Source organism: Bradyrhizobium sp. IAR9, from assembly GCF_013408065.1.
In the GTDB taxonomy this organism is placed as follows: Bacteria; Pseudomonadota; Alphaproteobacteria; order Rhizobiales; family Xanthobacteraceae; genus Bradyrhizobium.
In genome coordinates this window covers 420,142-432,119 of the sequence record NZ_JACBZW010000005.1, presented here as the reverse complement: position 1 = coordinate 432,119, position 11,978 = coordinate 420,142, and the positions used below count along the sequence as shown (strand labels likewise).

14 protein-coding genes are annotated in these 11,978 nt (G+C 64.6%); 8 read left to right on the top strand and 6 right to left on the bottom strand.

Annotated elements, in window-relative coordinates:
• Positions 1 to 348: 348 nt before the first annotated feature.
• A complete protein-coding gene (locus GGD67_RS16855) occupies positions 349 to 1,056 on the bottom strand; it encodes a GntR family transcriptional regulator (RefSeq protein WP_091966294.1) in 708 nt (235 codons plus the stop codon).
• A 267-nt stretch (positions 1,057 to 1,323) separates the two neighbouring features.
• Here GGD67_RS16855 and GGD67_RS16850 point away from each other — a divergent pair, with 267 nt between their 5' ends.
• The 6 genes from GGD67_RS16850 (at position 1,324) to GGD67_RS16825 (ending at position 6,891) form a co-directional block, all read left to right on the top strand.
• Positions 1,324 to 2,310: an ABC transporter ATP-binding protein gene (locus tag GGD67_RS16850; protein ID WP_179734309.1), complete on the top strand. Its 987-nt coding sequence runs from the start codon at positions 1,324 to 1,326 to the stop codon at positions 2,308 to 2,310.
• A 42-nt stretch (positions 2,311 to 2,352) separates the two neighbouring features.
• The gene (locus GGD67_RS16845; protein WP_026202682.1) at positions 2,353 to 3,642 is read left to right on the top strand and encodes a PotD/PotF family extracellular solute-binding protein; all 1,290 of its coding nucleotides are present in this window, start codon (positions 2,353 to 2,355) and stop codon (positions 3,640 to 3,642) included.
• A complete protein-coding gene (locus tag GGD67_RS16840) occupies positions 3,642 to 4,601 on the top strand; it encodes an ABC transporter permease (RefSeq protein WP_018322116.1) in 960 nt (319 codons plus the stop codon). The genes GGD67_RS16845 and GGD67_RS16840 overlap by 1 nt, the downstream gene beginning before the upstream one ends.
• 3 nt (positions 4,602 to 4,604) lie before the next feature.
• Positions 4,605 to 5,483: an ABC transporter permease gene (locus GGD67_RS16835; RefSeq protein ID WP_091966290.1), complete on the top strand. Its 879-nt coding sequence runs from the start codon at positions 4,605 to 4,607 to the stop codon at positions 5,481 to 5,483.
• 4 nt (positions 5,484 to 5,487) lie between these two features.
• Positions 5,488 to 6,219, top strand: coding sequence for an aspartate/glutamate racemase family protein (locus tag GGD67_RS16830; RefSeq protein ID WP_179734307.1), 732 nt, complete (start codon positions 5,488 to 5,490; stop codon positions 6,217 to 6,219).
• A 177-nt stretch (positions 6,220 to 6,396) separates the two neighbouring features.
• Positions 6,397 to 6,891: a hypothetical protein gene (locus tag GGD67_RS16825; RefSeq protein WP_018322110.1), complete on the top strand. Its 495-nt coding sequence runs from the start codon at positions 6,397 to 6,399 to the stop codon at positions 6,889 to 6,891.
• 176 nt (positions 6,892 to 7,067) lie between these two features.
• Here the strand turns inward: GGD67_RS16825 and GGD67_RS16820 are convergent, their stop codons facing one another.
• Positions 7,068 to 7,427 (bottom strand): hypothetical protein, encoded by a 360-nt coding sequence (locus GGD67_RS16820; RefSeq protein ID WP_179734305.1) that lies wholly within the window; start codon positions 7,425 to 7,427, stop codon positions 7,068 to 7,070.
• 103 nt (positions 7,428 to 7,530) lie between these two features.
• Complete coding sequence (locus GGD67_RS16815) at positions 7,531 to 7,869, bottom strand: hypothetical protein (protein WP_018322108.1); 339 nt, start codon at positions 7,867 to 7,869, stop codon at positions 7,531 to 7,533.
• A 94-nt stretch (positions 7,870 to 7,963) separates the two neighbouring features.
• Between GGD67_RS16815 and GGD67_RS16810 the strand changes: the two genes are divergently transcribed.
• On the top strand, positions 7,964 to 8,128 hold the full coding sequence (locus GGD67_RS16810; RefSeq protein ID WP_177237229.1) for a hypothetical protein: 165 nt from the start codon (positions 7,964 to 7,966) through the stop codon (positions 8,126 to 8,128).
• A 31-nt stretch (positions 8,129 to 8,159) separates the two neighbouring features.
• Here the strand turns inward: GGD67_RS16810 and GGD67_RS16805 are convergent, their stop codons facing one another.
• From GGD67_RS16805 to GGD67_RS16795, 3 genes are all read right to left on the bottom strand, one after another.
• Positions 8,160 to 9,854, bottom strand: a complete 1,695-nt coding sequence (locus GGD67_RS16805) for a PAS-domain containing protein (RefSeq protein ID WP_026202680.1) — start codon at positions 9,852 to 9,854, stop codon at positions 8,160 to 8,162.
• 124 nt (positions 9,855 to 9,978) lie between these two features.
• Positions 9,979 to 10,509, bottom strand: a complete 531-nt coding sequence (locus GGD67_RS16800) for a gamma carbonic anhydrase family protein (protein ID WP_091966285.1) — start codon at positions 10,507 to 10,509, stop codon at positions 9,979 to 9,981.
• 89 nt (positions 10,510 to 10,598) lie between these two features.
• Positions 10,599 to 10,928, bottom strand: a complete 330-nt coding sequence (locus GGD67_RS16795; protein ID WP_018322105.1) for a DUF6949 family protein — start codon at positions 10,926 to 10,928, stop codon at positions 10,599 to 10,601.
• Between the two features lie 222 nt (positions 10,929 to 11,150).
• On the opposite strand from GGD67_RS16795, the gene GGD67_RS16790 reads away from it, so the two are divergent.
• The gene (locus GGD67_RS16790) at positions 11,151 to 11,858 is read left to right on the top strand and encodes a hypothetical protein (protein ID WP_026202679.1); all 708 of its coding nucleotides are present in this window, start codon (positions 11,151 to 11,153) and stop codon (positions 11,856 to 11,858) included.
• Positions 11,859 to 11,978 lie beyond the last annotated feature (120 nt).

The following is an 11,978-nucleotide window of genomic DNA, read 5'->3' as shown; positions in this document are numbered from 1 at the left end:
CGCAGCGCAAAGCCATCGAAAGTCACGGCGTTGATTAGGAACCTTCGTCGCGCTCGCGCTTGAACCGGCATGAAAGATCCATCACCCGGGATGCGCAGGGCATTACGTCATGCCCAACTGTACGGACACTTGCTCGTCCGAAATGACAGGCTGTATTACCCAGGAGGTAACCATCCGATCTGCTCGGTGCAGCTGGCACGGGAGATGGTCAGGTCAGGATGGATGACAAAGCGAGGCGGCGACTACGAGATCACCCCGGACGGGCAGCTCGCCGCAGAACGCGCACTCAGCCAGTGACGCGGGATCGCGGCTCCGGCGCGGATTCCTGGCGCTTAAGATCGGTGCGGATCAGACGCCCAGCACGTCCGCGAGCCGCAGCTCGTCGGCGGCGGGGTCCTTGAGGAACAGCTCGTCCTCGATCTCGGTCAAATGCGACAGCATCTGCGCGCGCGCCGCCTGCTTGTCGCGCTTGCGGATGGCGGCGACGATGCCGGCGTGATGATCGGTGCCGCAGGCCGGCGTGTCGTGGCGGCGGTACAGCAGGATGATGAGCGAGGAGCGCGCGATCAGCTCCTTGAGGAAGCCGAGATAGATGCTGTGACCGCTCATCTCGGCGACGAGCTTGTGAAACTCACCGGAAAGCCGAACCGAGGCGCGCGCGTCGCCGCGCAGCTCGGCCTCGCGCTCCTCGGTGAGATGTTGCTGGAGACGATCGAGCCAGGCCGGCGACATCGCGTCGATGGCGTGATCGACGATGGTGGGCTCGATCAGGCGCCGCGCCTCGAACACCTCGCGGGCATCGGCGGGCGTGGGACGCGCGACGAACGCGCCGCGGTTCTTCTCGATGTTGACGATGCCCTCATGCGCAAGTTGCTGCAGCGCGGTGCGGACCAGCGTGCGGCTCGCGCCGTAGATCTCACCGATCTCGTCCTCGCCGAGCTTCGTGCCCGGCAGCAGGCGATGCTCGAGGATCGCGGCGGTCACGCCCTCCCGGATGCGGCTGACGCGATCGCTCGCATCTGGCGCGTCAGATTTGGGGCGGGACTTGGCGGCCATTGGTTCGAGAGTTGGGCTTGAGGGCGATCGACGACGTTCGCTTCGAATGTTAGTCGACGACCTGTATCCAATCACAGGCGAAACTTTATACAATCTTCGCCCATTTTGTGTGCAAATGACTGTGCAAGCGGCGGGCAGCCCGGATGCCCAGGATTCGATCTAACGATCTGACTCCACTGCACAGTTTCGGAATTCGGCCGGCTAAGCGGCGGTTGGCACGGACCTTGCGGAGAGAGGCTGGAAGCACCGCCCCTCCTCGGACACGCCATGGCCACTCCCGCCGCTCTCGAACTGGTCGCCGTCACCAAGCGCTACGACACGACGCTGGCGGTCGACACCGTCAATTTGAAGATCCCGGCCGGCACCTATTGCTGCCTGCTCGGCCCGTCCGGCTGCGGCAAGACCTCGACCCTGCGGATGATCGCGGGCCACGAGGCGGTCAGCGCGGGCGACATCATCCAAGGCAGCCAGAACGTCACCGACCTGCCGCCGGCCGAGCGCGGCACCGCGATGATGTTCCAGTCCTACGCACTGTTTCCGCATCTCAGCGTGATCGACAATGTCGCCTTTGCGCTGAAGATGCGCGGCGTCGACAAGCCGACGCGCCACAAGCGCGCCGGCGAACTGCTCGAGCTGGTGGCGATGAGCCAATATGCGGGCCGTCTCCCGGCACAGCTCTCCGGCGGCCAGCAGCAGCGCGTTGCGCTCGCCCGCGCGCTGATCACCGAGCCGCAGATCCTCCTGCTCGACGAGCCGCTCTCCGCGCTCGATCCTTTCCTGCGGGTGAAGATGCGCGGTGAATTGAAACGGCTGCAGCGCGAGCTCGGCATCAGCTTCATCCAGGTCACCCACGGCCAGGAAGAGGCGATGGCGCTCGCCGACCATATCGTGGTGATGAACCACGGCCGGATCGAGCAGCAGGGCACGGCCCGCGACATCTTCCACCATCCCCGCACCGAATTCGTGGCGCGCTTCATCGGCGGCCACAACGTGCTCAGCGACGCCGGCAAGCTGATCGCCGTGCGCGCCGATCAGCTAGGCATCGCGCCGTTCACCGACGGTGCGTTCGGCGCGCCGGCGCGGCTGATACAGACCGAGTACCAGGGCTCCTACATCGCCGTCTCGCTCACGCTCGACGACGGCACCGCCCTGTTCTCCCACGTTCCCGAAGCCACCTTCGACGTCCACCCGTTCCGTCCGGGCGATCGCGTGCTGGCCACCTGGGATCCCGCCAAGGCGCAACGCCTGCAATAGCGCCGATCGATCACTGGAATGCGCAACAGAGGAGTGACTGACATGAGCGAGACCACGAGGACCAAGGGCGTCAGCCGCCGCACGCTGCTCAAGGGCACCGCCAGTCTGGCCGGCCTTGCCGCCGGCTCCGGCGCCATCACCGGCTTTCCCTATGTGAAGTCGGCCGAGACCAAGGTGCTGCGCTATCTCGGCACCGCCGTGAACGAGGGCGACGACATCTCCAAGCAGTGCCTGAAGGACACCGGCATCAAGATCGAATACATCACCGCGACGACTGACGACGTCACCAAGCGCGTGATGACCCAGCCGAACTCCTTCGATGTGCTGGACACCGAATATTTCTCGCTGAAGAAGATCGTGCCGTCGGGCAACATCCTCGCGCTCGACGCCAGGAAGATCAAACAGTTCGACAACATCACGCCTGTCTTCACCAAGGGCGAAACGCCCGGCGGCAAGAAGATCGGCGGCCAGGGCACCGCACCCTGGAAGGTGCTGTATCTCGAAGGCAAGGACTCCAAGAAGTTCGCGACCTCGGCGACTGAATTCGTCACGCTGATCCCGACGGTCTACAACGCCGACACGCTGGGCATCCGCCCCGACCTGATCAAGCGTCCGATCAGCTCCTGGTCCGAGCTGCTCAACCCCGAGTTCAAGGGCAAGGCCTCGATCCTCAACATCCCCTCGATCGGCATCATGGACGCCGCGATGGTCGTGGAAGCCACCGGCAAGTACAAATATGCCGACAAGGGCAACATGACCAAGGAAGAGATCGATCTCACCATGAAGGTGATGACCGAGGCCAAGAAGGCCGGCCAGTTCCGCGCGTTCTGGAAAGACTTCAACGAGAGCGTCAACCTGATGGCATCAGGGGAAACCGTGATTCAGTCGATGTGGTCGCCGGCAGTCACCAAGGTCCGCTCGATGGGCATTGCCTGCACCTTCCAGCCGCTGAAGGAAGGCTATCGCTCCTGGGCCTCGGGCTTCTGCGTCTCCAAGGGCGTGTCGGGCGCGAAGCTCGAATGGGCCTATGAGTTCGTCAACTGGTTCCTGTCCGGTTATGCCGGTGCCTATCTCAATCGCCAGGGCTACTACTCCGCCGTGCTCTCCACCGCCAAGGCGCATATGGAGCCCTACGAGTGGGCCTATTGGATGGAAGGCAAGCCGGCCGAGAAGGACATCAAGGCGCCCGACGGCTCGCTGCTCGAAAAGGCCGGCGCCGTGCGTGACGGCGGCTCCTATGAGGACCGCATGGGCGGCGTCGCCTGCTGGAACGCGGTGATGGACGAGAACGACTACATGGTCCGCAAGTGGAATGAGTTCATCGCGGCGTAATGGACATGTCGGAAGAGGTCCTGCAACAGGCGTCCCCGGGCTTGATCCCGGGGTCGGGCACAGCGCGCGCGGCAAAGCCGACGCGCCTGTCGCCCTCCTTCATCTCCTGGCTTCAGGCCGGGCCGATGATGTTGGTGTTTCTGGCCTTCTTCCTCATTCCGCTCGTCTTCGTCGTCATCGTCTCGTTCTGGGACTACAACGAATACCAGTTGCTGCCGGCCTTCTCGGGCCGCGGTTACACCGACACGTTCGAAGGCTGCATCGCGCAGCTCCCCGATCTCTGCACGATCGGCAAGACCTATCTGAAGACGCTGAAGCTGTGCTTCCTGGTCTGGGCGATCACGCTGTTCATCGGCTTCTGGGTCGCCTATTTCCTTGCCTTCCATGTCAAGTCCAAGACCTGGCAGATGGGATTGTCGTTGCTCTGCACGATCCCGTTCTGGACCTCCAACGTGATCCGCATGATCGCCTGGATCCCGCTGCTCGGGCGCAACGGCCTCGTCAATTCCGGCCTCGTCAAAACGGGCCTGATCAACCATCCGCTGGAATGGCTGCTGTTCTCCGAATTCTCGGTGGTGCTGGCGCTGGTGCACCTCTTCACCTTCTTCATGGTGGTGCCGATCTTCAATTCGATGATCCGCATCGACAAGTCGCTGATCGAGGCCGCCTATGACGCCGGCGCGACCGGCTTCCAGACGCTGGTCAACGTCATCATCCCGCTGGCAAAGCCGGGCATCGTGATCGGCTCGATCTTCGTCATCACCATCGTGATGGGCGACTTCATCACCATCGGCGTGATGGGCGGCCAGCAGATCGCAGCTGCCGGCAAGATCATCGAGACGCGGGTCAACGCGCTGCAATTCCCGGCCGCCGCGGCCAACGCCGTGATCCTGCTCGCGATCACCTTCCTGATCATCACCATGATGTCGCGCATCGTCGACATTAAGAAGGAGCTCTAGAGCATGAAGGAAGGACGCCCGCGCTCGTTCTACGTGCTCGCGATCTTCTTCGCGGCCTATGTGCTGTTTCTCTACGGGCCGATGATCGCGATCTACGTGCTGTCGTTCCAGGGGCCGCAGGGCGGCCTCACCTTCCCGATGAACGGCGTGTCGACCTTCTGGATCGCAAAACTGTTCCAGGGCACCGGCATCGTCGACCTCGGCGCGGCCTTCCGCCGCTCGCTGCTGCTCGGCGTGATCGTGATGATCGTCACCGTCGTGCTGTCGGTCGCCGCCGGCATGGCCTTTCGCAGGAAGTTCAGGGCGCAAAGCATCCTGTTCTACTCGGCGATCGCCAGCCTGATCGTGCCCTCGATCATCACCTCGCTCGGCATCTCACTTGAGTTTCGTATCATCGACGATCTGATCAAGGCGCATTGGAACGAGAATTTCGAAACCTCGATGGGCCTGCTCACATCGGGTCTCGGCGCACACCTGACCTGGACGCTGCCGTTCGGCCTTCTCATCATGTTCGCGATCTTCAACCGCTTCGATCCCCGCCTCGAGGAAGCCGCGCGCGATCTCGGGGCGACGCCGTGGCAGACGTTTCGCCATGTCGTGCTGCCGATCATCCTGCCTTCCGTGATTGGCATCGGCCTGTTCGGCTTCACGCTGTCCTGGGACGAACTCGCCCGCTCCAGCCAGGCGATCGGGGCGGTGAATACGCTGCCGCTCGATCTGCAGGGCCTGACCACCACGGTGACGAATCCCGACATCTACGCGCTCGGCACCGTGATTTCGGCCGTCTCGTTCACGGTGATCACGCTTGCGCTCGGCACCATCCACATGCTCAACAAGCGGCAGGCGGCGAAGGGTTCGGACGCCGGCAAAGGGCTCGTCTGATCCGATGCGGCTGCACGTCGTCAATCCCAACACCACAGCGTCCATGACGGCGAAGATCGCCGCTGCAGCGCGCAGCGTCGCCCTGCCCGGCACGGTGATCGATGCGCGGCAGCCGACGATGGGCCCCGTCTCGATCGAGGGATTTTACGACGAAGCCTTCGCCGTGCCCGGCATGCTCGGCTGCATCCGCGAGGCCGACAGCGATGGTGCGGAGGCCCACATCATCGCCTGCTTCGACGACACCGGCTTGGATGCCGCGCGCGCCGTCGCGAAGGCGCCGGTGATCGGCATTGGAGAGGCCGGCTTCCACATGGCGAGCCTGATCGCCGCGCGCTTTGCCGTGGTGACGACGCTCGGTGTCTCCATCGTGCCGATCGAACATAATTTGCGGAAATACGGCCTCGCTGAGCGCTGCGCCCGCGTGCGCGCCGCCGAGGTCCCGGTGCTGGCGCTCGAGGAGCGCAACACGGACGCGCTCGCAAAGATCTCCACCGAGATCACGGCCGCGATCCGCGACGACCGGGCGGAAGCCATCGTGCTCGGCTGTGCCGGCATGGCCGATCTCGCCGCTGAGCTTGCCGCCACGCACGGCCTGCCCGTGATCGACGGCGTCGCCGCGGCGGTGACGCTGGCGGAATCACTGGTGCGGCTGGGCCTGAAGACCTCCCGGCTCGGCCCCTATGCGGCACCGCGCGCCAAGACCTATTCCGGGCCGTTTGCGCCGTTTCAACCTTGATTCCCGCGCCAGGGCGGAGCCTTGGAGGCCGCAAGGCCCGCTAATTCCTGGTTTTTTGGCCCTTAGCCTCTTTTTGGTCCCATTCCTTGCGGAAACGTAACACTTTCGGGACGCCCCGGCGACCTCTGGTTGCCGGTCTTCGCCACTCACCAAGTTTCAATTTGGGTTTTGTCAGCGATGATCGATCTCGCCCAGGACACACCGTCGAACCCTCTGCTTCGCCTTGGCGCCCAGCCCATCGCGCTGACCGCCGCTGCGCTCCTGCTCCTGATTGCGGGGGTGACCTCGATCGCGATCTGGCGGGCCTATACCGGCGCCGCACCTGAAGCCGACCGGGTGGTGGCATCGCGGCAGCTCCAGGCCCGCACGGCCCAGGCCTCCGAACAGCTGGTCGAGAAGACCAAGGGGCTGGAGGCGACGCAGCAGGAATCGATCGACCAGCTGCAGGTCGTGCAGGACCAGCTCCAGACAATGAAGCGGCTGATGGCGGCGCAGCAGGCCGACACCAAGCGCCTGTCCGAGCAGGTCGCATCGCTGAACGAGTCCATCGACGGCTTGCGGCAGTCGTTTGCCAGCGCACGGGCGACCGAAGTTGAAACGCCCTCGGTTACCCGCAGGAAACCGGCGCGGCACCGTGCCCACGCCAGCGCGCGAAAGCGCTCGCGCGGCTGAGTGTCCGCCACGCGGTGGAACTTTTATTTTCGCCACTTGTGAACTGGATCACATTCAGCCGTATGATTCCGCGCGATGCTCGCCCCTACCGGATGGCGTGAGCCGATTTCAATGTCCGGGGCTGGCAAGGTCGTTGACGGTATACTGCGTCAACGGCCTTGTTTTTTTGTGGGACGCTATTCGCAGACGTCCACGCGGCGGATACGCCAGCCCGCCGGCGTCATGACGCGCTTGCGCGCGACGTAGCAGCCGCCATAGCCATCGTTATAGTCGCCGTAGCCGGTACTATAATAGGTGGGACCGCCGTAATAAGGGTAGCCGTACCCGTAATAGCCGCCGTAGTAGCCAGCACCGGCGATCCCCGCCCCGATCGCAACTCCGGGCCAGAAGCCGCCGCCGTGCCAATGGCCGCCATGGCCCCAGCCACCGCCGTGCCCCCAGCCGCCATGTCCGAATCCACCTGCGTGGGCCACCTGCGGCGCCGACAGCCCGACCGCCGCAACGGCCAGCGCCGCCATCATCATCCTGCGTAACATCACTCGATCCTCCGCGTGGACACGCTCCACGCTTCAAAGCAGGATCAAGCTAACGTCCCTCGGGCATTCGGGACAGCCACGCTGTCTCACTTCCGCGCGAGGATTAGCAGCCGCGGCAGATGCTCTTGAGCTTCTTGTCGAGCATACGATTCTCGGCATTGACGGTGGCATCGGCGCTGCCGCCTGTGCCGCTGCCGGTCGTAACTCCGGAGCCCGGGCCGGATGACTGAGCCGTACCCAGGCTGTTGGTGCCGGGCGGTGGAGCCGGCGAGTTGGCGACGCCTCCGCTCGATCCGACGGAGCCTCCAGTCGATCCCGCAGCGCCTCCGGTCGATCCGGCAGAACCGCCGCCCGCCTGCGCGAATGCGACGGCTGGCATCGCCACAAGGGCGAAGATCACCATCATGGTCTTGATTGAGACGGTTGCAGACGATGCGGCCATGAGAATTCTCCTTTACCGGTCAACCGCCGCGGCGAAGGCCGGTTCCGGAACAAATGCCGTCACATCAGCTTGAAAGCGAGGAGGCCCAATCACGATGACCGATCGCGATCCTTTTGCAGAAGGCGAACGCGCCGCGCGCGACAACATCCCGGCCGAGGCCAATCCTTACCTCGGCGGCAGCGACGAGCATGCGCTGTGGGCCGCCGGCCACGAGAAGGTCGCAGGCGCAATCGAAGCGCGCGAATCCGAAGGGCGCTGACGCGGTGCTGCCGTGAGGGCGCGCATAATCGCTAGGCGGCCGCCACCCTATTCTCCGTCCGGTCCTCGACCATGGTCACGAACATGTGGGACTCTTCGCTGGCGCCACCGATCTGAACCCGCCGTGCGGAGATGACGCGGCGCCCGCGCGCGGGATTGTCGATGGTATCGATGATCGGCTCGAGCTGCTGCTTCTGCGCGAGCAGCTGCTTGTCGCGCCGCTCGATCAGTTCGGCCGCCTCCGGGGAGAACAATTCCCGCGCGGTCTTGCCGATGATCTCGCCGCGCGACATGCCGATCATCTTCTCGGCCGCCTTGTTGACGAAGACGTAGCGCAGATTGCGCGCATCCTTGGCGATGATGCCCTCGGCCACGTTCTCGATGATGGTGGCGAGGAAGCGCTCCATCCGCTCGAGAATGCGCTCGCGCTGGCGCTGTTCGGTGACGTCCTCCTGCACCGACACCCAACCGCCGCCGTCCATCGGACGCTCGTAGATCTTGATGATGCGGCCGTCGTTCAGGGCGATCTCGTAGGCCGCCGGTTCGCGCCTGGCGATCCGGTCGAGAACAGCTGCGACATATTTCGCGACGTCGCCGCTGAACAGCCCGCTCTTGACCCGGTGCTGGAGGATATCCTCGAGGGTCGATCCGGCCTGGATCGTCTCGGGCAGATTGTAGATCTGCCGGTAGTTCGAGTTCATCGCGACCACGACCGCCTTGCCGTCGAGCATGATCAGGCCCTGCGGCATGCTGTTGATCGCCGCCGAGAGCTGCCACTTCTTGGCCTGGTACTTGTCGTTGAATTGGTCGCGCTCGGTCCGCGCGGCGTCGCGCGCCTGGGCGGTGCCGAGCTCGAGCTCCTCGAGCTCGAAGATGCGCGCGACGGCGTCGCGGAAGTTCTGCACGGCGCGCGCAAGGCGTCCGATCTCGTCGTGACGGCCGAGATGCGGCACCTCGCTCTTGACGTCGCCTTGCGCGATTCGGTCGGTCGCCTGCGTGATGTCGGCCAGGGCGCCGACGATCGAACTGCGCATGACGACGACGTTGAGCGCCGCCAGCATCAAGGCGGCGAGTCCGAGTGCGAACAGATAGGCAGCCGCATAGCGGTTCTCATTGGCGAGTTCGTCCGCCTCGCGGGCGCGCTGCTGGTAGATGCGCTCGAGCGCCTCGATATCGCTGTTGAGCTTGCTGCGCACGGTGCGGTTGGCGTCATTGTCGCCCCATTCGCGTCCCGCGGCCGGGCTGATCTCGATCCCGCGCCGCACCAGCTCCTGACGGAAGTCGATGAATTGCAAGATGCGCTGGCGGAAGCTCGCGAACAGCTCGGCGTCGTCGTCGCCGACGTTCTTCTCCATGCTCTTCACGGCCTCGGCGAGCTCGCGGTTGCGCCGGACCAGCCCGTCCGCGAACGGCTTCATCGCACGACGATCGGCCGACATGTAGATGCCGCGTGATTCCATCACGATGGCATAGATCAGCGCATTGATGCGCCCGACGCCGATCGCCGCCTCGGCGGCCGTGACATGCATGTGGCGATACGTCGTCTGCAGGCGCACGGACTGGACCGACATCACCAGGAGGAAGGTGGTGACGATCGCAAGGAAGGCGGCGATGCTGTAGACCTTCTCGGCGACGGTCAGCGTGTCGGCGCCACGCGCTAGTCTTACGAACTTTTTCAATAGATTGGTTCCGGCACCGAAGCCGGATCCCAGCGCCGTCGCATTCATGGCGACGCTCCTCCTGGTTGAACACGCTCGACGATAAGCGTGATCGCGCTAGCGGAGGATTAAAGTACCGGCCTGTATTTTCACGGTACGGAACCGTGCCGCCGGGCCGTCCGGCTGCGCGATCTCAACCGATCCGCTTCAGGCCCTTCTTGAAGCGCGGACCGTTGGCCACGTAAAACCTCGCCGCACTCCCCATCTTCTGCACCTGGGCGTCGTCGAGCGTGCGGATCACGCGCGCCGGTGAGCCGATGATCAGGGAACGTTCGGGAAATTCCTTGCCCTCGGTGATGACGGAACCGGCGCCGACGATGCTGTTGCGACCGATCTTCGCCCCGTTCATCACGATCGAGCCCATGCCGATCAGCGCGCCCTCCTCGATGGTGCAGCCGTGCAGGATGACATTGTGGCCGACCGTACAGTTCCGACCGATGTGAAGCGGAAAGCCGAGATCGGTGTGGCAGGTCGAGCCGTCCTGCACATTGGCGCCCTCGCCGATCTCGATCCACTCATTGTCGCCGCGCAACACCGCGCCAAACCAGACGCTTGCACCCGGCTTCAGGCGCACGCGGCCGATTACGGTGGCGGTCTCGGCGATGAAATAATTGCCGTCGGCGGGAAGGTCGGGCGCCTGCCCGTCGAGCTCGTAGATCGCCATTGGGGGTCTCCTGTCGCGTTGACCACTGGCATAGCCAAACGGCAGCCGCGACGCAAAGGCCCGCGCCGGCAGAGCTCAATGCGCGGGCGTCAGCCCAGAACGCCGGCCGCGCGTAGCGTCATCAGGAAGAAAGTGCCGCTCATCATGCTCCAGAATCCGGCGATGAGGGTCGCCATCATCACGAACTCGGCGCGGCGGCTTTCCACCCGCATGCCGCGCAGCGTGTTGCGCATGATGATGAAGGGCGCGGCGAACACCAGGAACGGCACCGCAGCGAAGGTCTTCGGCGCCACGCCGTCCTGCAACAGGCCGAACCCGGCGGGCCGCTGCGCCAGCGCCTGGTATCCGTTCACGAGCGCACCCGCGAGCGCGAAGCCAATGCAGATCGAGAAGAAGGTGTTGAAAGCTTCAGGTGTCATCGGAACGGTCCGCCCTTACGCAACGCCGAGCATTCCTGTGACAAATGGAGCCGGTTAACGCTACATTATCCTTAAGGGAAGGTTAACGCCGCCGTCCTGTCCACGCAGGGCCGCCCCCGCCCCCCGCAGCCGGGAACGCTGCGCGAAATCGCCGCCGCGTGGCATATTCGCCGCTGATTCGTCGGCCACCGGCCGACTTCCGGCTCGACCTCGCGCAAGCTCATGACGGTGTTTTCGGCAGCTCCCCATAGGTCCCCCCGCACGCGCACCTGGGCGCATGCCGTCCCGATCGTGCTCGGCGGCATTGCTGCGGTCTGCGCGGTCGCGCTCGTCGCCTATCTGTTGTGGCCGACCTGGGGCACCCGCGGCGCGAACGCCCCGGACAAGCTGCCGGTGAGCGTCGGCGGCACGCTGTTCAACCTGCCGGTGACGGCGATCCGCATGAAGATCCAGCGGCACTCCGGGCCGCAGGAGCGCATCGATCTCGACTTCCTCTATCCCTCGCTCGAGCCGCCCGGCGCGCCGAAACACGTCACCGCCGACACGGTGGAGGCGGCGGTGCAATCGATCGACCGCATCTTCCTGTCGATCACGGCCCATCACGATGCGCTCTCGCCCGAGCAGCGGACAGCCACGATCTATCCGCGCTATCTCGACCAGGCCGCAGCGACGCCCGCGGACGGCCTGACGATGCGGATGTTCCGTGCTGACACGCCATACGGCAGCGAAGACTTCTATTCGGCTGCAAGCCCGGCGCTGACCGCGCGCTGCACCCGCGATGCGTCAACGCCCGGCATGTGCCTGTCCGAGCGCCGCGTCGGCGGCGCCGACCTCACCTTCCGCTTCCCGCGCAGCTGGCTATCGCAATGGCGCGATGCGGCGGAGGCGATGGACAGGCTGACGGCGCAGCTGCGCGGGCCGAGGGGCTGAGCGCGGCCGCGAGATCGGCTTGCAGGCCGGGCTCAACCCCTCACCGAACCAAATCTCGAAAAACAACCCCATGCACAGTAGCCAAGTCACGGCCGCACTTCGTATTTTTAGATATTCGTT

What these genes read in the sequence shown, in the direction of transcription:
- GGD67_RS16855 (WP_091966294.1), bottom strand. Translation starts at nt 1,056, where the DNA reads ATGGCCGCCAAGTCCCGCCCCAAATCTGACGCGCCAGATGCGAGCGAT.
- GGD67_RS16850 (WP_179734309.1), top strand. Translation starts at nt 1,324, where the DNA reads ATGGCCACTCCCGCCGCTCTCGAACTGGTCGCCGTCACCAAGCGCTAC.
- GGD67_RS16845 (WP_026202682.1), top strand. Translation starts at nt 2,353, where the DNA reads ATGAGCGAGACCACGAGGACCAAGGGCGTCAGCCGCCGCACGCTGCTC.
- GGD67_RS16840 (WP_018322116.1), top strand. Translation starts at nt 3,642, where the DNA reads ATGGACATGTCGGAAGAGGTCCTGCAACAGGCGTCCCCGGGCTTGATC.
- GGD67_RS16835 (WP_091966290.1), top strand. Translation starts at nt 4,605, where the DNA reads ATGAAGGAAGGACGCCCGCGCTCGTTCTACGTGCTCGCGATCTTCTTC.
- GGD67_RS16830 (WP_179734307.1), top strand. Translation starts at nt 5,488, where the DNA reads ATGCGGCTGCACGTCGTCAATCCCAACACCACAGCGTCCATGACGGCG.
- GGD67_RS16825 (WP_018322110.1), top strand. Translation starts at nt 6,397, where the DNA reads ATGATCGATCTCGCCCAGGACACACCGTCGAACCCTCTGCTTCGCCTT.
- GGD67_RS16820 (WP_179734305.1), bottom strand. Translation starts at nt 7,427, where the DNA reads ATGTTACGCAGGATGATGATGGCGGCGCTGGCCGTTGCGGCGGTCGGG.
- GGD67_RS16815 (WP_018322108.1), bottom strand. Translation starts at nt 7,869, where the DNA reads ATGGCCGCATCGTCTGCAACCGTCTCAATCAAGACCATGATGGTGATC.
- GGD67_RS16810 (WP_177237229.1), top strand. Translation starts at nt 7,964, where the DNA reads ATGACCGATCGCGATCCTTTTGCAGAAGGCGAACGCGCCGCGCGCGAC.
- GGD67_RS16805 (WP_026202680.1), bottom strand. Translation starts at nt 9,854, where the DNA reads ATGAATGCGACGGCGCTGGGATCCGGCTTCGGTGCCGGAACCAATCTA.
- GGD67_RS16800 (WP_091966285.1), bottom strand. Translation starts at nt 10,509, where the DNA reads ATGGCGATCTACGAGCTCGACGGGCAGGCGCCCGACCTTCCCGCCGAC.
- GGD67_RS16795 (WP_018322105.1), bottom strand. Translation starts at nt 10,928, where the DNA reads ATGACACCTGAAGCTTTCAACACCTTCTTCTCGATCTGCATTGGCTTC.
- GGD67_RS16790 (WP_026202679.1), top strand. Translation starts at nt 11,151, where the DNA reads ATGACGGTGTTTTCGGCAGCTCCCCATAGGTCCCCCCGCACGCGCACC.